Annotated in this window: 12 protein-coding genes; 5 read left to right on the plus strand and 7 right to left on the minus strand. The window is 42.7% G+C overall.

Annotated elements, in window-relative coordinates; translation table 11 throughout:
* Positions 1-61: 61 nt before the first annotated feature.
* Positions 62-1021, plus strand: coding sequence for a methylenetetrahydrofolate reductase [NAD(P)H] (gene metF / locus G3O08_RS11485; RefSeq protein ID WP_163285517.1), 960 nt, complete (start codon positions 62-64; stop codon positions 1019-1021).
* Positions 1022-1315: 294 nt separating this feature from the next.
* Here the strand turns inward: metF and G3O08_RS11490 are convergent, their stop codons facing one another.
* From G3O08_RS11490 to rfbD, 5 genes are all read right to left on the minus strand, one after another.
* Positions 1316-1708 carry a type II toxin-antitoxin system VapC family toxin gene (locus G3O08_RS11490; RefSeq protein ID WP_163285518.1) on the minus strand — a complete coding sequence of 131 codons (393 nt, stop codon included), beginning with the start codon at positions 1706-1708 and terminating at the stop codon, positions 1316-1318.
* Positions 1698-1922 (minus strand): hypothetical protein, encoded by a 225-nt coding sequence (locus tag G3O08_RS11495; protein WP_163285519.1) that lies wholly within the window; start codon positions 1920-1922, stop codon positions 1698-1700. The genes G3O08_RS11490 and G3O08_RS11495 overlap by 11 nt, the downstream gene beginning before the upstream one ends.
* A gap of 882 nt (positions 1923-2804) precedes the next feature.
* Positions 2805-4526, minus strand: a complete 1722-nt coding sequence (locus tag G3O08_RS11500) for a phospho-sugar mutase (RefSeq protein ID WP_163285520.1) — start codon at positions 4524-4526, stop codon at positions 2805-2807.
* Between the two features lie 4 nt (positions 4527-4530).
* Complete coding sequence (gene rfbB, locus G3O08_RS11505) at positions 4531-5544, minus strand: dTDP-glucose 4,6-dehydratase (RefSeq protein WP_163285521.1); 1014 nt, start codon at positions 5542-5544, stop codon at positions 4531-4533.
* Positions 5541-6395 (minus strand): dTDP-4-dehydrorhamnose reductase, encoded by an 855-nt coding sequence (gene rfbD, locus G3O08_RS11510; RefSeq protein ID WP_163285522.1) that lies wholly within the window; start codon positions 6393-6395, stop codon positions 5541-5543. The genes rfbB and rfbD overlap by 4 nt, the downstream gene beginning before the upstream one ends.
* Positions 6396-6782: 387 nt before the next feature.
* Here rfbD and G3O08_RS11515 point away from each other — a divergent pair, with 387 nt between their 5' ends.
* Together G3O08_RS11515 and G3O08_RS11520 are read left to right on the plus strand one after the other, a co-directional pair.
* Complete coding sequence (locus tag G3O08_RS11515) at positions 6783-7652, plus strand: ChaN family lipoprotein (protein WP_163285523.1); 870 nt, start codon at positions 6783-6785, stop codon at positions 7650-7652.
* Between the two features lie 338 nt (positions 7653-7990).
* Positions 7991-9991 (plus strand): T9SS type A sorting domain-containing protein, encoded by a 2001-nt coding sequence (locus tag G3O08_RS11520; protein ID WP_163285524.1) that lies wholly within the window; start codon positions 7991-7993, stop codon positions 9989-9991.
* 127 nt (positions 9992-10118) lie between these two features.
* On the opposite strand, the gene G3O08_RS11525 is transcribed toward G3O08_RS11520, so the two are convergent.
* Positions 10119-10910 carry a LuxR C-terminal-related transcriptional regulator gene (locus tag G3O08_RS11525; RefSeq protein ID WP_163285525.1) on the minus strand — a complete coding sequence of 264 codons (792 nt, stop codon included), beginning with the start codon at positions 10908-10910 and terminating at the stop codon, positions 10119-10121.
* On the minus strand, positions 10897-11661 hold the full coding sequence (locus tag G3O08_RS11530) for a helix-turn-helix domain-containing protein (RefSeq protein WP_163285526.1): 765 nt from the start codon (positions 11659-11661) through the stop codon (positions 10897-10899). Before G3O08_RS11530 ends, G3O08_RS11525 begins: the two co-directional genes overlap by 14 nt.
* A gap of 751 nt (positions 11662-12412) precedes the next feature.
* Between G3O08_RS11530 and G3O08_RS11535 the strand changes: the two genes are divergently transcribed.
* Entirely contained in the window at positions 12413-25414 is a 13002-nt protein-coding gene (locus G3O08_RS11535; protein WP_163285527.1) for a PKD domain-containing protein, read from the plus strand.
* A gap of 20 nt (positions 25415-25434) precedes the next feature.
* Positions 25435-26427 carry a PorP/SprF family type IX secretion system membrane protein gene (locus G3O08_RS11540; protein ID WP_163285528.1) on the plus strand — a complete coding sequence of 331 codons (993 nt, stop codon included), beginning with the start codon at positions 25435-25437 and terminating at the stop codon, positions 26425-26427.
* The last annotated feature ends 247 nt before the right edge of the window (positions 26428-26674 follow it).

A 26674-nucleotide genomic window follows, 5' to 3' on the forward strand; every position in this document is an offset into this window, starting at 1 on the left:
CGGGAACTATTTTCCGGGCTTCTTCTTTATACCATTATATTTGTCGCCATAAAATTTTGCCGTGAAAATAACTGAGCATCTCCAAAACAGTAAAAAAACATTATTCTCTTTTGAAATCCTTCCCCCGCTAAAAGGCAAAAGGATTGATGATATTTTTGAAGGTATTGATCCACTGATGGAATTTAATCCCCCCTTCATTAATGTTACTTACCACCGTGAGGAATATGTCTATAAAAAGTTCCCGAACGACCTGCTCAAAAAGATAAGCATTCGCAAGCGACCGGGAACAGTAGGTATCTGCGCGGCGATAATGAATAAATACGATATCGATGCAGTGCCGCACCTTATTTGCGGAGGCTTTTCGGTAGAAGAAACCGAAAATGCACTTATTGACTTACAGTTTTTGGGCATAGACAATGTGCTCGCGCTGCGCGGGGATGCAATAAACGGTGAAAGTACTTTTAAACCCGAAGAAAATGGTCACCGCTATGCAGTTGATCTAATAACCCAGATATCCGATATGAATAAGGGCAAGCTGCTTCACGAAGAAAGTCAGCATTCTGCAAAGAGCTTATTCTGTATTGGAACAGCCGGTTATCCCGAAAAACATTATGAGTCGATGAGTATGAAAACCGACCTCACCTATCTGAAGCACAAGGTAGATGCCGGTGCGGATTACATTACTACACAGATGTTTTTTGACAACAAAAAGTATTTTGATTTTGTAGATCGTTGCCGCGCTATCGGAATAAATGTGCCAATTATTCCCGGATTAAAACCCATAACCAAGCTCCGCCACATTGCCTTTTTGCCTAAAACATTTTATGTTGATTTTCCGGACGAACTCGCCGATGCATTAGTGAAGTGTAAAACCGACGCCGAAGTAAATAAGGTTGGTATAAAATGGGCCATAAAGCAAAGCCAGGAACTTGTAGACGCCAATGCGCCTTGCATCCACTTTTATACCATGGGCAAATCAGAATCTGTAAAGGCTATTGCAACCGAGGTTTTTGGGAAGTAGTTGGTGGGTTAGAAAAATAATTTATTTCTATTGACCCGATAACAAAGAAGGCTCGACTCCGCTGCATTCACTTTATCGCTTAAACACGATTTATTTCTGTATGCAACGCGTCGAATCGATGTGAATTTTTACGAAAACCACAAATCGAAAAAACGATTATAAACACTTTGTAGTCCCGTAGGGACGACCATTAGTATAGCCTTGAGTTTATTCACTTCGTTCACCCTTCGCACTCCCGTTGATCCGGAGGCCGCTTCGCTTAGTTTAACGCAACGTTTTAAATCGCAAGCAAATTTAAATATCCCACGACTTAGTTTTTAAATCATTGATATTAGCAAAATGTTTGTCACGTGTAAAAAGTGCAATATCATTTTCCATCGAAATCGCTGCTATCCAGATATCATTTTCAGGAATACGTTTGCCGCTGCTTCTTAATTGATTTTTAATTTCTCCGTAATAATTGCCCATTTCTGTTGTGATTGGAAGCACAATAACTTCATTTATCAAAGCATCTATTTGTGTATGGTTAGAATCCGATCTTTCTGACTTTTCAGCACCATAGCGTAATTCACCAATTACAATAGCTGGGACATAAGTTTTACAACGCGCAAGTTCCTTTAACACTTTCGGTTCTCCTTTGAATAGTGCAATGACAATATTAGTATCCAAAAGACACTTACCATTCATCTTTGTCTACTTTTTCACAACTTTCTTTAATTGCTTCTTCCATTGCTTCTAAGTCTTCTATAGATATTGTTCCTGCCAGACTTAAAAGCTTTTCATTAGAAGGCTCATCTTCTGTAGTAAGTGATTTTAGATAATTTAAAGCATTCATTTTTTCGTGTCTTGCCAATGCATGAAAATAAATCAATAATCGTTTTTCCAGTGCTTTATCGGTCATACCCTTATAATTTCACAACTATAAAGATATAGAATTTTTACGATTTATGCTTTAATGGTTTTAATCCACCGAAGTATCAGCTCCGCTGCATTTACTCCTTGCGGTCGTGAGGTCACTTCGTTGGGTTGCAATGCTGCGGAACAAACGGATGATCAGACGACTAATTTCCACTTTTTGCCAAAACCAATAATATCTTTGGTTCTAATTTTTTGAACCATTAAGGAATTAAGAAAATTAAGGTCAAGGCTATAAAAGCTTTCCATAAGGATCGCATGGTGTCGACAGTCATACGGCATTACTTATTTTTGCAGAACAACAAACAAACTTACAACGACCCGGTAAGGTGTCGCATGTTTGTAGCATACACAATTTACTGATTTCCATGCCGACTCGGTACGTGGTCACACTACTTTCACTTCTTATCTAACCAAGGTCTATTTAGTGTCTGTCCATAAAGTCCACTATCGGCGTTGCACTTGAATTGAAAACAGTTATTGACAAATGTCAACTCCTTGATTTTCAATTCTGCATGCGCCTTGCTATTGAACTTTATGATTCAGCCACTTGAGTGTATTGACAGACTCTATTTAGGGTTTACTAAGGTGCAAGGCTATTCCCAACTAAGATGCAACTAAATACCAACTAAGGTGCAACTAAGATCAAATCACATTTTGTCGGCCACACCTGCTTATTCCAGAACAAAGTGTGTCTCATAAAAATCTTTGAAGAATTAAAATGCAAAAAACGTTTTCAGTTCCTTATTTCTTCAAATTGAAATCTGAACTGAAGCTAAAAATTCTCTTAACAGTATGCTACTTTGGCGCCATCCCACGTATAAAATTCTACGACCCCACGCCTCTTCGTAATTCGCAATTAATTTTGCTACCCAATAAAAGCATCCTTCAATTCCTCAATCCGGGAATCTAATTTATTGCGCGTATTCTCAAAATCGTCAATGGATATAAGCTTGGCATTCACGCTGAAATAAAACTTGATTTTGGGTTCTGTACCCGATGGTCGCGCAGTAACTTTGCTTCCATCTGCGAGATAAAACTGTATTACATTCGATTTTGGCTGATGGGTTTTGCCTTTTGCACCTGTTTTAAAATTAATGGTTTCATCAGTTAAATAATCAAGCATTTCTACCACTTCAGAGCCCGCAATTACATGTGGAGTTTCCTCGCGGTAACTGGTCATAATATTCTTAATTTCTTCGGCGCCGTCCTTTCCTTTGCGTACAATAGATACAAGTCCTTCTCTATAAAAGCCAAACTGGACATACATTTTCACCATTTCCTGATAAAAGGAACTATCATTATTTCGCGCCCAGGCAGCTATTTCGCAGAGCATTGCACCTGTAACTACAGCATCTTTATCGCGGACTGCGTCGCCTATCATATATCCGTAGCTCTCTTCGCCTCCGCCTATAAATTTCTCTTTTCCTTCAAGCTCACGAATTTTTGCAGCGATGTATTTAAATCCCGTGAGGGTAACGTAGCAAGTTGTATTATAATGTGCGGCTATAGCGTCAACAAGTTCAGTAGTCACTATTGTGCGACATACAAATCCGTTTTCGGGTAGCTTGCCCATTTCTTTTAGCTGCGAAAGCTGGTAGTAAACCAGCATCGAAACGGTTTCATTCCCATTCAGCAAAACCAGCTCATCATTCAGATCTTTCACTGCAATTCCAACACGGTCAGCATCGGGATCGGTGCCCATCAAAATCTCGGCATTCACCTTCCGCGCAAGCGCAAGCGCCAGATCCAGAGCAGCCTTCTCTTCGGGATTTGGTGAGTGCACCGTCGGAAAATCTCCATCGGGTTTACGCTGCTCTTCTACAATATGCACATTCTCAAAACCCAAATCGGCAAGGAGTTGCGGCACTTGCGTAATACCCGTTCCGTGAATGGATGTGTACACAATCGGCATATCCTTCTCTGAAGCAATGGCTTCTGGATGAATAGATTCCTTTTTCAAAGTATCTCTATACAGCTGATCAATATTATCGCCAATTATCTCAATCAACTCGGCATTTACATCACTTTTTACTTGAGAAGGGTCAGTGATTTTAGCAACTTCTTTTATAATTTCCTTATCCTGTGGGGCAACAATCTGCGCGCCGTCACTCCAATACACCTTATAGCCATTGTACTCTTTTGGGTTATGCGATGCAGTAACCACAATACCGGCAGTACACTTAAAATGCCTTACGGCGAATGAAAGCTCTGGTGTTGGTCGCAATTCTGAAAACAGATAAGCCTTTATACCATTTGCGGCCATCACTTCTGCTGCCTTTCGGGCAAATAGGTGACTATTATTTCGTGGGTCGTGCGCTATGGCAATACTTTTTTCGCCATCAACATTCTTATTAATATAATTGGCCAATCCCTGTGTAGCCATAGCCACCGTATAGTTATTCATTCGGTTGGTTCCCGCGCCCATCAAGCCTCGCAAGCCGCCTGTTCCAAATTCAAGCCCCTTATAAAAGGCATCGTCAAGCGTTTTTTGATCGGTATCAATCAAGTTTTGCACTTCGGTTCTTGTATTCTCGTCAAAGGCATCGCTGGCCCAAAACCGCGCTTTTTCTAATGTTGAAGCATCCATATTTTTATGCGTATTTATCTACGTAATATCTTACTGTTTTTTCTATCCCCGTTTCAAAATTCTCTGCCGCCTTCCAGCCCAGATCGCGGCTTATTTTCGTGGCATCAATTGCATATCGCTTATCGTGCCCCGGGCGGTCTTTCACGAATGTAATTAATTGTTTGTGGCTACCTTCCGAAGAGGGATACAATTCATCCATCAAAGCACATATTTTTTTTGCAATGTACAAATTGGTTCTTTCGTTTTTACCGCCAATATTATATGTCTCTCCGGCTTTTCCCTCTTCAAACGCCAATTCTATTCCACGGCAGTGGTCGGTAACGTAAAGCCAATCGCGTACATTCATTCCATCACCATAAATGGGAATATTATTTCGGTTCACAGCGCTTCTAATAATAGTTGGAATAAGCTTCTCATCGTGCTGATTTGGCCCGTAATTGTTTGAGCAATTGGTGGTTACCACATTCATTCCAAAGGTGTGAAAATAGCTGCGCACAATCATATCGCTGGCGGCTTTACTCGCGCTGTACGGGCTGTTAGGCGCATAGGGAGTCGTTTCCCTAAATAGCCCTTCTGCACCCAATGAACCGTAAACTTCGTCGGTACTTATATGCAGAAATCTATTCTTTTCTTTTCCTGCCTTTACGGCAAATGGGGCATCCATCCAGTATTTACGAGCCACATCAATCAGTGTAAATGTGCCGTTTACATTGGTAGTAATAAATGCTTCTGGACCCGAAATACTATTATCCACATGCGATTCTGCTGCAAAGTGAATCACTCCGTCAAAATCATATTTTTCAAAAAGTTCTTCCACCAAGGAGCGGTTCCGTATATCGCCATTCACGAAAGTGAAATGCGAATGATCTGCAAATGAAGCCATATTGGCATCGCTTCCCGCATAGGTCATGCAGTCTAGGTTTACAATCTTTAAATTGCTCGTATCGGCCAAAGCCATTTCTATATAATTAGAACCGATAAACCCCGCTCCACCGGTTACCAATATCGTATTGCTCATTTCAATTTATTCATTTTGTGCAGGCAGGCTCTTAGGCCATTTCGCCAATAGGGAATATGAATACCAAAAGTATCTTTAATTTTCTGTTTATCCAATACGCTGTAATTCGGTCGTTTAGCTTTGGTAGGGAATTTATCTGTATTTACCGGCTCGATTTCAACTTCCTTGCCTGTCAATTCAAAAATGGCCTGGGCGAAATCGTACCAGCTGCACACGCCCTCATTGCTATAATGAAAAGTGCCGAAATGTGAGATATTCATTTTAACAATATCTACAATCGCTCCCGCCAGATGCTCTACAAAAGTAGGTGCACCTACTTGATCGTAAACCACCTGAAATTTATCTTGTGTAGCTCCCAATTTCAACATAGTATTCAGGAAATTATGGCCCTCGCTTCCGTAAAGCCACGAAGTGCGAATAATGATATGTCGATCTAAAATAGAACGCACAGCTTCTTCGCCGCTTAGCTTTGTTTGACCATAAATACTTTGCGGATTTGTCTCTGCATCCTCTCTAAGTGGCACTGGTAGCACCTCTCCATAAACATAATCGGTGGAAAGATGGATCAAAATGGCCTTTTTCATCCTACACGCTTCGGCAATAGGAGCGAGCGCCGCACCATTAATTCGCTGAGCTATTTCAGATTCATCTTCTGCTTTATCTACAGCGGTGTAAGCCGCGCAGTTTATGAGCACATCAAAATCTTCACGCTCCAGTTTTCCCAAAATCGTCTCAGTCTCGTAGAGATTCAGCGTATCTTTATCTATAAATTTCCAATCACCTTGTTTGGATATTGCTTGAAGAGCCCTACCGAGCTGCCCATCTTTTCCAAGAACTAATATTTTTTCCATCGCGTCAAAAATACTAAGTTGAACGGTGGTATGGCGGTAGATTGTTTAAAATATTGTAAAACACAATTCAATTGGCATCTGCCAATGGGCAATAGGCAATAGGCAATATGTACTTTTCCTGATTACTTGCCCATAAGTACTTACAAAAGTTTTAAACAATCAAGATCTGTCTACTCAAACTGTGTGACTGCGTGAATTCCTTCCGAGAATCCCACGTCACACTTTAAAACCGAGCGAAGCGAACAAAACGCACAAATTCACCACACCTTTGCGCCTTCGCGCCTTTGCGCGACAAACACCAAGCATAAATATTAATAAAGCACACCACTCCGGTGTCAACCTTAGTTGATTATTTCGTAAAATTACGCTCCAAACAAAACAGCACCAATGAAAACGGTTTTCACACTTTTTTTGGCAATAACTACACTTCATGTACTCATTGCCCAAAATCAGGAATTAACAATAAACACTTTTGCCTTTTACGATTCAACAGGAACTGAATTAACCTACAATCAAGTAATTAAAAGTGTGAGCCAAGCCGATGTAATTCTTTTTGGTGAGCTGCACAACGATGCCATGATTCATTATATCCAGCTTAGAATGGTGAAAGACTTAATGAAATTCAATAACATAATATTGGGGAGTGAAATTTTCGAACGCGACGACCAGCTAAAGATCAACGAATACCTTTCAGGCCTTATCCCGGCAAAGAACTTCGAATCGGAAGCACGCCTTTGGCCGAATTATAAAACGGATTATAAACCCATCCTTGACCTGGCCAGAGATTCCGGCATCACATTTATTGCCACAAACGTGCCCCGCAGATACGCGGCTTTGGTAGCTAAATCAGGACTCGACACCCTGAATACCCTCTCGAAAGAAGCCAAACAATATCTTCCCGCACTTCCAATAGACTTTACGCTCGAAACACCAAAATATCAGGAAATGCTTGACATGATGGGCGGTCACGGCTCCAATCCTGAAAGAATAGTGCAGGCACAGGCTTTGAAAGACGCCACCATGGCTGAATCTATAGCAAATAACACCGAAAAAAACACCATCTTGCTGCATATCAACGGCGACTTTCACTCCGCAAATTACGGTGGCATTTATTGGTATCTCAAGAAATTGAAACCTAAATTGAATGTGAAAACGATTAAGGTTTATACGGAAAGCAGCCTTGATTTTAACCAGGAGTTTGCTGGTACTGGCGATATTATTTTGGTTGTGCCTGAAGATTTTACTAAGACGCATTGATTAGGTATTTGACTTTCCGATATAGAAGGTAAAGAATATATCCGAAAAGGTGATTAAGCCGTGAAGCATATCTCAAATTACTGGAGCCACGGCTAGAAGTATTTAAACCAAACAACGAAATACGGAAAAAAACAAAATGAAGTAAAACGTGAAAATCTACCCTTAGGGGTTATTGATGGTGCATTGGGATTGCTGTACTTTTAAGCATTCGATAACCAATCAAAAACGCGACCACGATGCCTAGAACCTCGGAGCAAAAAAGTATTTCATAAATGACCACTCATGGTTATTTCTGAATGGCTACTTTCCGGATATATTTGATAACCAAAACCATAAAGATGAAAAACATTTACCTTCTGCCTACCTGTTTACTCTTTTTCAACTCTTTCGCCGCAGATCAGGCAGCGGCGCAATGTCCGCCAGGCAATTTAACCTTATCTAACCAGGCAGACGTGGATAACTTAGTGAGCGCATATCCCAATTGCACGGAGCTGCCCGGCGATCTGACTATTATCTCTTCATTTAACAACAACATCACAAACCTGACACCACTCAGCCAAATCACAGTCGTGGCCGGGAAAATATCCATCCCACAAATCCTTAACGATTTACCACTTGATGGATTGGAAAATATCCAGTCTGCGAAAAGTTTGATTATCGGTTCCGAATCGAGTTCGCCCCAATTGTGGTATGCAACACTTGCAGCACTTGGAAATATCTCCGGACATCTGGACTCCTTATTTATTGGAAATATGAATACGGAAAATCTTGAAACTAATTTTCCAAACATCACCTCTATCGGTTATTTGCGCATAGCTCGCAATCCTAATATCACATCCATCCCTTCCTTTCCGGCACTGGTAACAGTGCAGGATATTACTGTAAGTAATTGCCAGGCACTTGAGCATTTAATCTTGCCTGAAACTATCGATGTCATAGATTTCCCAGACGAGGTTCCCATATTCCCATTCAATTCCGGAATTTACATTCAAAGTAATCCGGCACTACAAACCATTACGTGTAACGCAAATTTGATTAAGCTACACGATTTCTTGGTAATAGGAAATGATGAATTGGAAACAATCGCTGGATTCCAATCACTGGATTCCATTAGAAACCAATTTGGACTTTCAGGAAAAATACCTACTATTTTCGACAGCTTTCACAACCTTTCCTATATTCGATCAGCTTCACTTACCCTTGATGCTGAAGGCATAACTGAACCGTTTGCGGAGATGTACATCAGCGTGGGCGAAAATGCATCCACTGTTGAAATAGGCAATGGGGGCTTATCTATCGGTGCAAATATGGTTTCAACTCTTTGGATCACAGGACCCGTTATTTCCTCAGTTGGGAACGTTCAACTTTCAGGACCATTTCAAACCTTAAACGGGCTGGGTTACCTTCAGGAATTAGGTGGTCATTACAGTTTTAACTGTCCCAATTTAACGCAATTGCCAAATTCGCCACAACTCTCAGTTATATCCGGAGATCTCGCGTTTTTTGGCAGCCAGAACAGTCTTATAAATTTTGAAGGGTTAAACGGCCTTTCATCAATTCAAGGTGATTTTAGATTTGGAAGTAGCAGTCAGTCAGCAAACTACGCCCTTCAATCATTGAACGGACTTGAAATGCTAACAGAAATAGGTGGCGCTCTTGGATTTAGAAACCTTCCGGCACTCTTTGATGTACAAGCTTTGGAGAACCTCACCACTGTGGGTGGCGAATTGAATCTAAGCAATCTACCCATGCTTGCAAACGATGGGGTGTCCTTGCCAAACTTCACGTCATCAGGTGGAATACGTATTGTAAATACCGCGTTTACTGAAATTCCGGAAATGCCGGTATTTACATCGTTAAACGGAGATTTGTTTATAGACAACAACCCACTGCTTTCAGAAATTGATTTCAACGAAGCATTAGCTTTCTCCGGTCAATTTACGCTTACCAACAATCCCGAAATGAGCTCATGTAATTCGCCTAGTGTGTGCATGTTAATCGACTTATCATCGGCAGACGTCATTGAAAACAATGGAACCAACTGCAACTCGCTGGATGAGGTATTGGCTGGTTGTATTGTTAGTACCAATAATGTGGAACTATCAGATTGGAATTGTTTTCAGAGCCAGCCGGGTGAGTTGACAATAAGTTCTGATCGGGCTTTATCTCAAGCAAGGATTATTTTGTACGACTTGCAAGGAAAGCGACAGTTGGAATTGCAGCTTTATATCAATTCCGGCAACAATACGTTTAGTATTCCAAAACTCGCTTCAGGGGTTTATCTACTACAGATAAATATTGGTAGTCAATCGATGAGTGAAAAGATTTGGTTGCAGTAGTTATTATACAAATCAGAGAAAGTAAAATTATTCTACGTGGTTCGTGGGAGTAAAGGCAGACTCATCATAGTTCTTGTGTTCACATTTCTCTCTTGATTTGTCGTACTGCCTTAGGGTGACAAACCTTTCAAACCCAACACTTCCTCAGCGCTTTCAAAACCAATTCATTCGTATCGCTACACCCCGTCTTTTTAATCATATTTTTACGGTGCTTTTTCACTGTTTCAACACTAATGTTTAGAATTTCGGCGATTTGACTGGAGTCTTTTTTATGGCATAAAAGAGCCAGGATTTCAACTTCACGCGGGCTTAGCGGGTTGGTGCATTCTTCCCAGCCTTTTTCCAAATCAATATTTGAATAAGAAGGCAAGCCATCAAGGCCGATGAAGGACAAACCACTCACAAATCCTTCACCCAGAAAATCCACGTCTGTAAGCGTTAGAAGCGTGCGTTGAAATTGTCCATCTTCACCAATTTGAATGACAACCGCCTGCTCCAGAATGCGCTTTATGGTACCATCTTTGAGAATCAATCGGAAATCATGGCGGAGTTTGTATTTAAAAATGTGTTCTTTGGGAAGAGATTTGAAAAACTTGATCGCCAACAGTTCTCTTTGCTGGAAAATTTCCAAATCTTCGGGATGGAGCATTGAGAAAAAAGCAGCCACGTTAAATTCATCGATCTCCAGTCCGAGGAGCTTTTTAACCCCCTTGCTGCACCATTCAGTCTTTACATCTTGAAGATTGAAAATGAAGTAGCAATAATCGCTGAAATGAAACAGGTCGAGCGCCTTGGCATATAGCCCAAGGTTGACGCTTAAGGCACCCGGTTTCGATACGCCCGCCAGTGCTTTCCATTCTTTAAACAAGGGATAGTAAACGAGTTGATCCGGCAACTGTAGGTGCTTAGATCCATCCATTTTCATAGGATTTCATGATAAGTTCAAGAGTATTTTTGCAACCCGTTTTTTTAAGGATACCCTTTCTGTGGTTTTTGATCGTTTCTTCGCTCACAAAGAGCTTGTCAGCTATTTCCTTACTGCTTAGATTTTCCATCAAATGGCCATGAACATCCTTTTCGCGCCGCGATAATGGAAAAGGGTCTGCAACCTTAATAGAAGGTGGATAATTTGAATCGGGACATTTTTTATCGCTCTTCCCGATAATTGAATAATGACTTGACGAAGAGCTTTTTAGTTGACTGATATCGGTCATGATCACCAAAAAGTTTCGAATATTTTCATTTTCATATTCGAATACTACTCTTTGTTGAAGATATCTCTTATAGAATCCATTCGTACCAACTCTGAAATCAAATCTGGTTTTATAAAAAGGAATCTCTGATGGTGCCAGTCTGCTAAAAAATTCATTCGTTTTCTGTTCGCATTGCAGGTAGAATGCTAAATCGTCCTTATGTATTCGATGCTGAATACTATCAGTTCCAACCTCGATTCTTTGGTTGTGCAAGTATTCTTTTAATCGAATATTTGTGGCCTTCGAATTATTTTGAAATACAGGTAAAATGAAATAAGAAGTTATACCTATTTGAAAATTACTGTTACAAAGGTGTGATAGTTGATCAAAATCTATTAGCGTATTATTCTTGTCCCTTATTCTTAAGAAATCCAGGTGTTTTTGGTTCGGCGCGTCAGGATTATCTATATACTTCATGGCATTAAGTTTTGGTTAAATAGAGTCTAAATATAATTGTAATTTTAATGTTTGACACTTTTCGAGGAGTATTCTTTTCTTTTTGCGGTTAATTCTACTAATCCTTTTAACGGCATCTACTGCTATTTTAAAAAGCAAAAAACCAAATTAAACATTACAACAATCGAAGTTTATACAGAGATCAACCTTGATTGTAACCCAGAATTTGTTGTGACCGCGGATATTATTTTAGTTGTTCCAGAGGGTTTTACGAAGACGCATTAACAGTTTTGAGTTTGAGTCTGTAATTCTTTAGATTTAGCAATTGGCTTATCCGCAAGTCCGGCTCATACACATAGATGTATATCGTAGCTGCGGTATCCGCTTCAAGAGTAAATGAAACTCATTCGTGCATTCGCGGCTTTTTTTTGTACGCGAACCAATTAGGAGTAAGATTTCAAACAAATACAATGTATACTTCCATTAGCGGGCTCTATAATGGTAACGCCTAAAAATATCGCATCTACTCTACTGCTTCGTAAAAGTGGCACGATGGCCACCACGATATAGTCGCTAGCCTTTGCGAAAATTAGTATCTAAAGCCCTATACAATTTTTGAGATTGTATTTGGTACGTCAGCAAATCTCTACTTTTCTATAAAAAAACGTAACCCACAAACATCATTGACGTAAGTACAGGGACTTACAAAAATCTTTAACGAAAGGTTTCTGCGAGTAAAAACAATCCCTTATAACTTAGAAATTAAGTCAAAATGTTGAATTCCCCCTCTAAATTGTTAAAGCTACTTAGTGGCTTCGCAAGTATTTTTGTCTTTTTCGCTTTTCTGCTGACTTTTTCAAATTCAGCGACAGCACAGACCAGTACAGAATTTTGGTTTGCACCACCTGAAGTTTCGCAAGGGCACGCAGGAAGTGTGCCTATTTATTTGCGACTCGCGGCCGGAGCAGTGCCCGCAACGGTAACTATTGAAATGCCTGCAAATGCCGCAGCATTCAATGGCGGTTCGCCTATAGTGGTAAATATACCGGCAAATGGTTCATATACCGAAACGTTATCGGCATTTGTAAATATTCTCGAAACCCGACCCACTGGCGTGGTGCGAAATACAGGTTTGAAAATAACTTCCACTGCCGATATTACAGCGATCTACGAGGTGAGCCCGGGAAACAATCCCGATATTTGGGCACTCAAAGGTCTCAACGGTCTTGGAACGGAATTCTACACACCTTTCCAGAATATTTGGCCCAACGGAGGTTATACCCCCACGCCTTACACGTCGTTTGACATTGTGGCAACCGAAGACAATACAACAATTTTAATTTACCCCACCGCAGATCTTGATGGTGGGCAACCCGCTTTTCAGAGTTTTACCATAACGCTGAACGAAGGGGAAACATATTCAGGGTCGGTTACTGATCCAGCTAATCCAATAAATAATCCAACGGGTTCGCAGATTATTTCGGATAAGCCAATAGCAGTTTCTATAAAAGATGACTCAATTAACCCTACGGGTTATGGAGGCTGTAGAGACTTGAATGGGGATCAACTCGTGCCTGTAAACATTGTTGGAGATGAGTACATCGTAAATAAGGGAGCACTCAATTCTGATGATCTCGCCATGGTTGTCGCCACTCAAAACAATACGGTTATCGAAGTTGACGGAGTAGTAGTTGCTACACTCTTCAATGGTGAAACTTACAGAATTCAAATATCCAATGCCCTAACTTACATAACGGGGTCAAAACCATTTTATCTCATTCACGTTAGCGGTTTCGGATGTGAAACAGGAACTGCCCTTTTGCCACCACTTAATTGTGCGGGATCAGAACAAGTTAGCTTTGTACGATCAACTGGTGAAAGCTTTTTTATCAACCTTTTAGTTCCTGCGGGAAATGAAGATGCCTTCGTTTTAAACGGAAATGCAACAATTATTGACCCAGGCGTATTTAATGTTGTGCCAGGAACTGGCGGATACTGGGTTGGTGCACAAATTCAATTTAATACCACCCAAATACCCGTAGGTACAGCAAATCTTTTGGTAAATACCGAAGAAGTTTTCTCAATGGGACTTATTAATGGTGGCGCAAGTTCTGGTTGCCGATTTGGTTATTTCTCGCAGTTCTCTGCCGAGATTATTGTGGATGCAGGTGTTGACCAAACAGTTTGTGCCAATAGAATAACTCAACTTGCCGGTGACATAACCGGTGGAGCAACAAATGGAGTCTGGACTTCTAATGGAACAGGCTCTTTCTCGCCCGACGAATTTGCCCTAGATGCGATTTACGAACCCACGCCTGCCGATTTAAGTGCCGGATCGGTTACATTAACACTTACTTCTGTCAGCAACTGTTTTCCGGTGGAAGATGAAGTTGAAATAACTTATACACCGGCTCCGATTGTTGATGCCGGCTTAGCGATTACCGCTTGTGAAAATAACACAGTCGTAACGCTAAACGGATATGTTGATGTGGCCTCTGGTGCAATATGGAGTGGTGGTGCAGGTACTTACTCACCCCATTCAGGTGTGCTCTCTGCAACTTATACCCCATCGGCTGCCGAAGTTACAAACGGAAGTGTACAACTTTACTTAACATCTACCGGAAACGGGAATTGTTTTGCTGAAATAGATTCTGTTTTAATAACCTTTGGCCCACCCCCTACAGCAAATGCAGGTGCAGATCAAACGCTTTGTCAAAACAACAATGTAGCCCAACTTAATGGCGCTGTAACAATTGCCGGTGGCGGAGAATGGTCTAGCCCTACAGGCGGATCCTTTTTGCCATCTAATCAATCTCTTACACCCACTTACACACCAAGTAATTCCGACCTTATAACGGGTTCTGTAACAATTACGTTCACCACTACAAATAACAGCGGCTGTTCTGCTGTAGCTGACCAAATGGTTATTACGTATACGGATGCCCCGGAAGTAGATGCAGCCAGTGATAGAACGGTTTGTAAAAACAATGCGGATGTAATTCTTAATGGTTCAGTTGTAAATGCAACTGGTGGAACGTGGACAACAGGTGGCTCTGGAACTTTTGCACCTGATGCGAATACCTTAAATGCAACGTATACCCCAAGCCTTAATGATAAATTGAACGGCTCGGTTTCGCTTACACTTACATCTACCGGAAACGGAGACTGTATTGCAGAAAGTGATGTAATGATCATTTCTTTTACAGATGCACCTACCGTAAATGCAGGTGTTGATGGCTCTGTTTGTTCAAACAATTCTGCTATTACACTTAATGGTTCACTTACCATTGCCACTATTGGAATTTGGTCAACAACGACCGGTGGCTCTTTTAACAACTCAACAAATTTAAACGCAATTTATACGCCTTCAGCAACCGATATTTCAAACGGTTCTGTAACACTTACGCTTGAATCTCTTGACAATGGAACTTGTAGCGCTGTAACTGACGATGTGACTTATACTTTTACAGCTCCTCCGACTGCAAATGCAGGTCTCGACAGAGATATTTGTGAAAACAATGCAGCCATCACACTTAATGGTTCTGTAACTCTCGCTGGTGGCGGTGCCTGGAGCGGTGGTAGCGGAAGCTATAGCCCAGATAATACAACGCTCAATGCGGTGTATACCCCAACTCCAAGTGAAATTTCAAGTGGATCGGTAACCCTAACATTAAGCACAACGGCTAATGGAACGTGCAGCCCCGTAACAGATCAGGTCGTATTCACATTTACAGATGCGCCTACGGCAAATGCAGGAACAAATAAAATAGTTTGTGCAAACAATGCCGCAGTAGATCTTACAGGACTTGTTACAATAGCATCAGGCGGAACCTGGAGCGGTGGATTGGGAACTTATTCTCCCAATGCAAACTCATTAACTACTACCTATTCACCAACTACAACAGAAATTAATTCAGGTTCACTTACCCTAACGTTGACCACAACTGGTAATGGGACGTGTTCTGCTGAAACTGATGATGTACTAATTACTTTTACTCCGGCTCCAACTGCGGAAGCCGGAATTCCAATATCTGTGTGTTCTAACAACGCGCAGGTTAGTCTTGGTGGATCCGTAACAGTAGCGGGTGGTGGAACATGGAGTGGCGGCGCCGGAACTTATAGTCCGAATGCCAACTCTCTTATCGCACTTTACAATCCTACCGCTGCCGAAATAGCAAGTGGTTCTCTAATTCTCACACTTACTACAACCGGAAACGGAACGTGTACACAAGTACAAGATGTTGTGAGCATTTCGTTTACACCGGCACCTACCGCAAATGCAGGAGCAGATGTAACCGTTTGTAACAACAATGCCGTGGTAGATCTCAATGGATCAATCATCGGTGCCTCTGGTGGAACCTGGAGTGGTGGAAGCGGAAGCTTTAACCCCAACAATACTACACTCGGCGCCTCTTACACGCCGAGTAACGCCGAACTTTCAAATGGAACGGTAACCCTTACACTTACTACTTCCGGAAACGGGAATTGTAATGCGGTAACAGACCAAATAACTATTACCATTACACCACCACCTACTGTAAATGCAGGAGCTGATGATGTGTATTGTGCTAACAACCCGGCTATCTCTCTCAATGGAGCAGTAACCGTAGCATCTGGTGCAACATGGAGTGGTGGTAGTGGTTCTTTTAACCCAAATGCTTCTGCTCTTAATGCAACGTACACTCCAAGTCAAAGTGAGATTAATAATGGCTCTTTAATACTGACATTAACTTCTACCGGAAACTCAAACTGTGTGGCCGTTACAGATCAGGTAACTTATACCTTCAGCCCGGCACCAACAGTGGAAGCTGGCATTAACCAATCTCTTTGTGCCAATAATTCAGTAGCCTCATTAAGCGGCGTTGTAACTATTGCCACAGGTGGAACATGGAGTGGTGGTATTGGTTCTTTTGCTAATGCGAATGCACTTAACACTACATATACTCCAAATGCTACTGAAATTACAGCAGGATCTGTAAAGCTTTACCTCACGTCAACAAGCAATGGCGATTGTAATGCTGTTACAGATAGCCTCACCCTTTCTTTTACCCCAGCACCTACTGCTAATGCAAATGCAGATAGAACAGTTTGTGCCAATGCTCCTGATGTAACGCTTAATGGCGCTGTAACAGTAGCCACAGGTGGAACATGGAGCGGCGGAACGGGTTCGTTTTCAACAAATGCAAACGACTTAAGTGCTACCTACACTCCAAGCGCAGCCGAAATAACTGCCGGAACTGTAACACTAACATTGACAACTACCGGAAATGCAAATTGTAATCAGGTAACAGATCAAATGATCATTACCATTACACCGGCTCCAATTGTTAACGCTGGCGCGGATGCTGAATTTTGTGCAAACAATTCTGCTATCACTTTGGGTGGTTCGGTAACTACTGCAACAGGTGGTACCTGGAGTGGTGGTAGCGGGTCTTTCGCACCCAATGCAAATGACCTAGGTGCGGTGTACACTCCAAACCAGTCTGAACTTAATGCAGGCACACTTACACTTACATTGACTTCTACAGGAAATGGCTCATGTGTTGTTGTAACAGATGATGTAACTTATACCTTCAGTCCGGCACCAACTGCCGATGCAGGTACAGATCAATCGCTTTGTTCAAACAATGCCGTGGCTTCTCTTACGGGAGTAATCACGGTTGCCACAGGTGGAACATGGACTAGCAATGGTACAGGGGCGTTTGGAAATGCAAGCGCACTTACCACTTCTTACACTCCATCACCAGCCGATATTACTTCGGGAACTGTAACGCTGACTCTGACAACAACCGGAAACGACGATTGTAATGCGGTGACAGATGCTGTGGTTCTCACATTTACTCCCGCTCCTACGGCAAATGCAGGAACAGATAGAACTGTTTGTGCCAATGACTCAGAAGTAACGCTTAGCGGATTAATATCTACTGCAACCGGCGGAACATGGAGTGGTGGTTCAGGAACGTTTACACCTGATGCCAACACCTTAAACGCAACTTATACTCCAAGTGCTGCCGATATTACTGCAGGTCTGGTAACACTAACACTCACTACCACCGGAAACGGAACATGTAATCAAGTAACAGACCAAATGGCTATTACCATTACACCTGCCCCGACTGTAAATGCAGGAATCGACGAAGAGTTTTGTGCTAACAATGCTGCAATTGCTCTTGGTGGATCTATTACAACTGCTTCAGGAGCAACGTGGAGTGGTGGAAATGGAACGTTTGCACCAAATGCAAATGACTTGAATGCCGTTTATTCGCCAAGTCAAGCCGAAATCAACGCCGGTACCTTAACATTGACATTGACTTCTACCGGAAATGGATCATGTGTACCCGTTACAGATAATGTAACATACACATTCAGTCCGGCACCAACGGTAAATGCAGGTGCAGATCAAATTCTTTGTGCAAACAATGCCGAAGCTGCGATAACCGGAGTTATAACCATCGCTACAGGTGGAACGTGGAGTGGCGGAGCAGGAAACTTCTCGCCAAGTGCAAACTCATTGAGCGCCTTCTACACCCCGACTCCTGAAGAGATTACGGCAGGAACGGTAACTTTAAAATTAACTTCAACTGGAAATAGCGACTGCAACGCAGTAGCAGACAGCTTAAAAATAACATTTACTCCAGCTCCAATTGCAAACGCAGGTCTTGACAGAACTGTTTGTGCTAATGCTGCTGATGTAACGCTTAACGGAAGTATCTCGGTAGCTACCGGCGGAACGTGGACTGGTGGATCGGGAACTTTTGCTCCTGATGCAAACACACTAAACGCTGTTTACGCACCGAGTGCAGATGATATTACAAACGGTACAGTAACGCTTACCCTTACTACCACCGGAAACGGGACTTGTATTCAGGTAACCAACCAAATGGTTATTACCATTACCCCTGAACCTACGGTGGAAGCCGGAACAGGAACAGAATATTGTTCTAACAATGCAGCTATCTCTCTAAATGGAGCAGTAACGACTGCCACCGGTGGAATCTGGAGCGGCGGAAATGGGACGTATGCGCCCAATGCAAATACACTAAATGCTGTTTATTCACCAAGCCAGGCCGAGATAAATTCAGGTTCAATTACACTGACTTTAACTTCCAGTGGAAATGGATCTTGTGTATCAGTAAATGATGCTGTAACATTTACATTCGGACCTGCGCCAACAGCAAATGCTGGAGCAAACCAATCTCTTTGTGCCAACAATGCAGTAGTAGAACTTACAGGTTCTGTTACCGTTGCAACTGGTGGAACCTGGAGCGGTGGTGCCGGAACTTTCTTGAATGCAAACGCATTAAATACGTTCTATACGCCAACAGCTGCCGAAATTACTGCTGGAACGGTGACGCTTACGCTCACTACAACTGGAAATGACGATTGTAGCGCGGTATCTGACGATATTGTAATAAACTTTACGCCAGCCCCAACTTCAAATGCCGGTACAGATAAAACGGTTTGTGCAAACGATCCGGAAGTGAATCTGAATGGATCAGTATCTATTGCCACAGGTGGAACCTGGAGCGGTGGGTCTGGAACATTTACGCCTGATGCAAATGCACTTAACGCAATTTATACACCGAGCGCAGCAGATATCTCTGCTGGTACAGTAACCTTAGCACTTACTACTACAGGAAATGCAAATTGTAATCAGGTAATAGATCAAATGGTTATTACCATTACACCTGCACCAGTAGTAGATGCAGGAATAGGTTCAGAGCTTTGTGCAAACAATGCTGTAATAAGCCTTAATGGTTCAGTAACAGGAGCTACAGGCGGAACGTGGAGCGGTGGTACTGGTACGTTTTCACCAAATGCAAATACACTTAATGCCAGCTACACACCAAGCCAGGGCGAGATCAATTCAACATCGCTTACCTTGACTTTAACTTCTACAGGAAATGGCCTTTGCCTTTCGGTAAATGATGCGGTAACCTATACTTTTAGCCCTGCACCTACTGTCAACGCCGGTATAGATCAAACACTTTGTGCAAACAATTCGGTAGCCACTTTGAGTGGTGCCGTAACGGTTGCCACAGGTGGAACGTGGACAGGTGGAGCCGGTACATTTGCGAATGCAAACGCACTATCAACATCTTACACGCCAACAGCGGGCGAAATTGCTGTCGGAAGTGTTACGCTTACGCTTACCACAACCGGTAATGACGATTGTAATGCGGTGGCAGATAGCCTGAAGCTTACATTTACACCTGCTCCAGTCGCAAACGCGGGGACAGACAAAACGGTTTGTGCTAACAATGTAGAAGTAAACTTAAATGGAAACGTTTCAGTTGCTACTGGTGGAATATGGTCTGGTGGTAACGGAACTTTCGACCCGAGCAATACTGCGCTAAGTGCGGTTTACACCCCATCTGCTGCCGAAATTGCAGCCGGTCAGGTTACGCTTACACTTACTACTTCCGGAAATGGAAATTGTGTGCCCGAATCTGATAATGTGCTGATTACCATAAACCCGGAGCCTATTGTAAACGCGGGTACTGACTTAACAATTTGTTCTAACAATGCCACATTCAATTTAAATGGAAGTGTAACCAATGCAGCTGGCGGACAATGGTCTGGTGGATTGGGTGTTTACTCGGGTGGTAATACCAACTTGAGTGCAACATACACGCCTACACTTCCCGAAATTGTAGCAGGATCGGTAACTTTTACGCTTACTTCTACCGGAAACGCGGGATGTATAGCAGTAACAGACCAAATGGTTGTAACATTTACACCATCGCCTACAGTTAATGCAGGTACAGACATTACGCTTTGTGCATCTGCTCCAGTAGCAACTCTCAATGGTAACTTTACAGTATCTGGTGGAGCGCAATGGAGTGGTGGAAATGGCACATATTCGCCAAATGCACTTGCAATGAACGCTACTTACACGCCAACTGCTGCAGAATTAGCAAGTGGAAGTGTTACGCTTACTCTAACAACTATCAGCAATGGTAACTGTTTGGCTGAAAGTGATGTGGTGGTAATTAATTACGACCCACAACCTACAGTTAATGCAGGTGCCAATTTGGTGTCATGCGCCAATAATTCTGGTGTTGCACTCAATGGTTCATTTACTAACGCAAGTGGTGTAGAATGGAGTGGTGGTATGGGCTTTTACGATCCAAGTAATGAAGATCCATCTGCGAACTACACGCCAAGCAATGCCGAGATAATAAATGGTGGTGTAACGCTTACTCTTACTTCTGTTGGTTCTGGAGCTTGTGCTGATGTAACAGATAATGTAACAATTACAATAAACCCGGCACCTATAGTAGCCGCCGGCGACGACAAAACTATTTGTGCAAACAATAATTTGGTTCAACTTAACGGAACTATCCAGTTTGCCGGTGGCGGTCAATGGTCTGGTGGATCGGGAACTTTCTCGCCTAGCGCCAATGCACTATCCGCAACGTATCAGCCAAGTGCAGCCGACTTATCAGCAGGGCTGGTAACGCTCACACTTTCGAGCACAGGAATTGGAACTTGTAATGTGGTGACCGACCAATTGGTAATAACATTTACACCAGCACCTATTGCAGATGCCGGTACAGATATTACTGCTTGTGAAAACAATGCCACGGTTCAACTTAGTGGTTCGTTTACTGTAGCCGAAGGTGCAAACTGGAGCGGTGGTACAGGATCATTTAATCCAAATGCGAGCACCATGAACGCGCAGTACACGCCATCGCAATCAGAATTGAATAATGGATCGGTAACGCTTACGCTTACTACATTCGGTAATGGAAATTGCTTGCAAGCAAGCGACCAGGTAGTAATAAACTTTACACCTGCTCCGGAAGTTGATGCTGGCGAAGACTACTTTGTTTGTGTAGATGAATTAATTGTACCACTAGAAGGCCAAGTGTCTGGCCCAACTAATACTGGTATTTGGACTACATCCGGAACTGGTGTGTTCGTGCCAAATGCATCTGTACTTAACGGTACTTACCAAGTTTCTTCTGCCGATTCATTGGCAGGTGTGATAACGCTGACACTTACATCTTCTTCTAATGGTTTATGTACTCCGGTAACCGATGAGATTTTAGTATATATTTCTCCGGCAGGAACTGCAAATGCAGGAGCCGATCAAGCGATTTGTAAAAACAATCCCAATATAGCCGTAACAGGTGTAATTGGTGGAGCTGCGACTAGCGGAACATGGTTAACAAGTGGTACTGGAGTGTTTACACCAAATGCAAATCAGCCATTGGTTAATTATATACCGAGTACAGCAGATCTTGCCGCAGGAAATGTGACGCTTACTTTTGCAGTAAATTCATGTAACCAGGCTACAGATGATGTGATAATCACTTTCACTCCATCGCCAGTAGTTGCAGCAGGAGCCGATATTACAGTTTGTTCATCTGAAAGCGATGTACAACTATTAGGCTCTGTAAGTGGTGCTTCTGCAACGGGTCTTTGGACATCGAGCGGAAGCGGAAACTTTATTCCAAATGCCAACACACTCAATGCTACATATGAATTCTCTGCTGATGATGCAGATGATCAGATAATTACACTTATTCTGAAAGCTACCGATATTGGAAATTGTATAAACGTTAGCGATACGCTTACGCTAAACATATTTCCGGAAGGAACGGCAAATGCTGGTGCTGACGTAATAGCTTGTGATAACAATCCGGAAGTACAACTTGCGGGTGTTCTTACAGGTGCCGATCAGGCCTTGTGGACTACCAGTGGAACAGGAACTTTTGCGCCAAATGCACAAACACTTAATGCGACTTACGTGCCAAGCGCAGGCGACCTTGTAAACGGATCAGTAAACCTGATTCTGGCTGGTGTGAATAGCTGTAACAATGCTACCGACTTTATGAACATCTCATTTACGGATGGCCCGGAAGTGCAAGCCGGCCCAGACCAGGCTGCTTGTGGCGATGTGTTCCCATTCCAGGTAACTGGTACCTTTGCTAACTCTACCGGAGCGCAATGGAGTACTTCAGGAACCGGTACTTTCCAGAATGCGAACAATCCGAACACATTCTATGTAGCCAGCCAAAATGATATAGACCAAGGTGGCGTATTCCTTATGCTTACATCTACCGGAAACGGAAATTGTTTCCCTGTTACTGATTCACTTCTTATCTCAATAAGCAGCGGTGTAACCGTTGAAGCGGGCGAAGACAGATCAGCTTGTGTAGATGCAGGTACAATACAACTTTATGGTAATATTAGTAACGGCTCTACTACGGGTACCTGGACAACATCGGGTAACGGAACATTTAGCCCCAATGCAAATGCTATAAATGCGGTTTACAACTTTACTCAGCAAGATATAGATGCAGGCAGCCTTACGCTTACACTAACTTCTACTAACAATGGAATTTGTAATCCGGCAAGCGACAACTTTGAACTTACCTTTGGTACGGCAGCTTATGTATTTGCCGGTTCAAATATAAATGAATGTGTAACAATTGACTTAGTTGAACTGCACGGTATTGTGAGCAGCGAAACCAATACAGGCGTATGGTCAACTGCCGGCGATGGTACATTCTTCCCGAACATAGTAGCGCTTGACGCCTTCTATGAACCGGGGCCAAACGACCTCTCAAATGGTGATGTAGAAATTACACTTACTTCTACTAATTCGGCACTTTGTTCTGAAACCAATTCTACGCTAACGGTTAACTTCCAGTCACTACCAGTTGCAGATGCCGCAGCAAATCAGGTGATATGTGGTGATATTGAGGCGGTACAAATGCTCGGAAATGTGCAAGGAGCAACCGGTGGAATATGGAGTACGGCAGGTAGCGGTACATTCTTCCCGAATGACTCTGTACTGACAGCACTTTACACGCCTTCATCGGCCGATAGCCTAAATGGCTCGGTAACGCTGACGCTTACAACTTACGGCAACGGCGCATGTGGAGGTGATATGGATCAAATGCAAATCCTCTTCTCGGGAGCTGTTACAGCCATAGCGGGATCAGATCAAAATGTCTGTATAGACGAAGATGTGGTCTCTCTTGCGGGAGCAGTAGAAGGTAGCGATGCCTACCAATGGGGTACGATGGGTACAGGTAGTTTTGTGCCTTCGTCTGCCAATCTTACAACAAATTATGAACCATCTGAAGCGGATAAAGCACTAGGAAGTGTAACGCTTTACTTGCAGGCTGCAGGTACAGGTAACTGTCCGTCAGATACTGATTCGCTTAATGTTACTTTCGATGCCCTTCCGGTAATAGTTACTCAGGCAAATGTAGAGTCTTGTGTTACGAGCGACGAAGTGGCACTTGCATCAGATGTTTCGGGAGCAGCTTCTGTACTTTGGCAGTCTAATGGCGGTGGTACTTTTAGTCCGAATGCAAACGTACAAGATGTGGTTTATCTGCCAACGGCAGGAGAAATTGCATCTGGCAATACAATGGTAACAATATCTGCCATTTCAGGAAACGCTTGTGGGACTCTTACTGAATCAGTAACAATAAGCTTCCGCCAAACAGCGGTAGTAAATGCCGGAGCAGATATGGTGGCTTGTGAAACAGATGGCGCAATTACACTTTCCGGTGCTGTGAGTGGAGCCGGTTATGAAGGCCAATGGAGCACAAATGCTTTTGGAAGCTTTAGCCCAGTTGCCACGCAACTTGATGCCGACTATACTTTTGGAAACAACGATATATTGATTGGATCGGCCAGATTAATTCTGACTTCAACCAATAACGGAGCTTGTCCTGCAGTAAGCGACACAGTAGAAGTAGCTATCAACAGACAAGCTACTGCAAATGCAGGTGCTGACGATTTTGTATGTAAATCTTCCGGAATGGTGGCAATGAATGGTACAGCTCAATTTGCTGAATCTACCATGTGGACTACGCTCGGTGATGGTGTATTCTTGCCTTCCGGCGAAGAGCTTGATACAGAGTATGTAATTGGTAATGCAGATGGCAATAGCGGATCGGTTAATCTGATTCTTACAGCCACAGCCCTGGCCGGTTGTGCAGATAAGAGCGATACTGTAACCGTAAACATTAGCAACCCGCTTGCGGCAGGCTTTAGCCAGGGCAATGCTTGTGCAGAGTCTACCATTCAATTTGTTGACGAAACTGAAGTCTTTGCCGGATCTATTTCGAGCTGGAGATGGGATTTTGGTAATGGAAACATATCCAATCAGCAGAATCCGCAGTTTGTTTACAGCACTCCCGGTTCGCGTAGTGTAGAGCTGGTGGTATCAAGCACACTGGGATGTAACGACACTATAGTACAACTGGTAAATGTGGTAGAAGGACCTAAAGCGAGCTTTGAAATCAGCGACAATCCCGCCCCAATCAATTTTGATGTGCGGTTTACAGATACGTCTGTGGGCGCTCAATCGTGGGACTGGGCATTTGGCGATGTGATTGGATTTTCAAATATCCAAAATCCAACCCATGAGTACATTACTGATGGAAACTACGATGTAACACTGGTTGTAACCGGCGAATCGGGATGTACAGATACTTCAAGAACAACCATTGTGATAGAAGGATTTCTGGTATTGCCGCCAAGGCTTCCAAATACCTTCTCGCCAAATGGCGACGGAATCAACGATGTGTACTTGGTACGCGGTGGTCCGTTTACAGAACTTGAATTTACAGTCTATGACGGCTGGGGTAGTAAAATCTTTAAAACGACCGACCAGAATATTGGTTGGGACGGAACAGAAGGTGGAAAGCAATCGCCCGTAGGTGTATATGTTTACACAGTTCGCGCGACTAACCTAACCGGAGATGATTTTGACTACTCTGGTAAAATCAACTTAATACGATAATCTTGATTAATACAATAGTGATGAAAAAGAATCTAAACATTATTCCAACACTGCTTATTGGATTGGTCATGACCTTTACAGTAAGCCAAAAAATAAGCGCTCAGGATGCGCAAATATCACAATTTGATGCAGCTCCTGTAATGTTTAACCCTGCAAATACTGGTATGCTCAAATTTACCGATATGCGTATTGCGGCACTTTACCGCACCCAGTGGAGCTCACTATCAACGAGTTTCAACACCTTCGCCATGTCGTTTGATATGGCGGCAAGTGATCGAATTGGACTGGGGGCTGTATTTGTAAATACGGATGAAGCAAATATTATAAATACTTCAAACTTTCTGCTTTCGGGAGCGTATCAGGTTACAGATCCAAACCAAACGAAGTACATGATTACAACAGGTGTTCAACTCGGACTTCTTTACAAACGGGTTAATACCAACGGTATGATTTTCGACAGCCAGTTTGATGGTCGAAACTTTGATGGTGATTTACCAAGTATGGAGAGTTTTACAAGAACTTCGCGCTTTATGGTTGATGCCAATATGGGTGTAAGTTATAAATCTACCGACAGAACCAAAAAAATAAATCCATTTGCAGATGCAGCGGTATTTCACATTACCACACCAAACGAATCGTTTATTGGCGAGCAGAAGTCAAAACTACCAATGCGCTGGATGGGAAATGTTGGTGCGCGCATTGAGGTAAACAGAGATGTCTTGATAGAACCTTCGGTTATTTACAACCGTCAGCGGGAGTCGAGTCAGTTTCAGCCAAATTTGCTGGCTTACTACACAGTATCGGGTACCCCGTATCAGGTAATAGGTGGATTTAGCTATAGAACAGAAGACGCAGTAATTATTCATGCGGGAGTACGACATAACTCTAATATTTTTAGAATATCGTATGACATCAACACTTCCGGCTTGAGTGATTATTCGAATAATCGGGGAGCATTAGAGTTTACCGTAATCTACCGCCCTGGACGCAGATCATCGAGAGCAATTTATTAGAAAAACAATCTTCTTGCGAATTCATTTTGCAAGAGGTTAAAAACATAGTTTAAGGGGGAAAGAGTCGCGGTTCAATTATGAACGCGGCTCTTTTTTTGTTTGAATGTCTGGCTATAAAGCCCGCTATCTGCGTTGCACTTGTATTGAAAACAGTCATCCCACCCCAGCGGGACTCCTTATTTTTCAATACTTCGTGCGGCTTGCTATCGAACTTTCTAGCCCAGACATTCTAATGTGCTCCGCAGTC

Source organism: Cryomorpha ignava (assembly GCF_010686655.1).
Lineage (GTDB): Bacteria > Bacteroidota > Bacteroidia > Flavobacteriales_D > Cryomorphaceae > Cryomorpha > Cryomorpha ignava.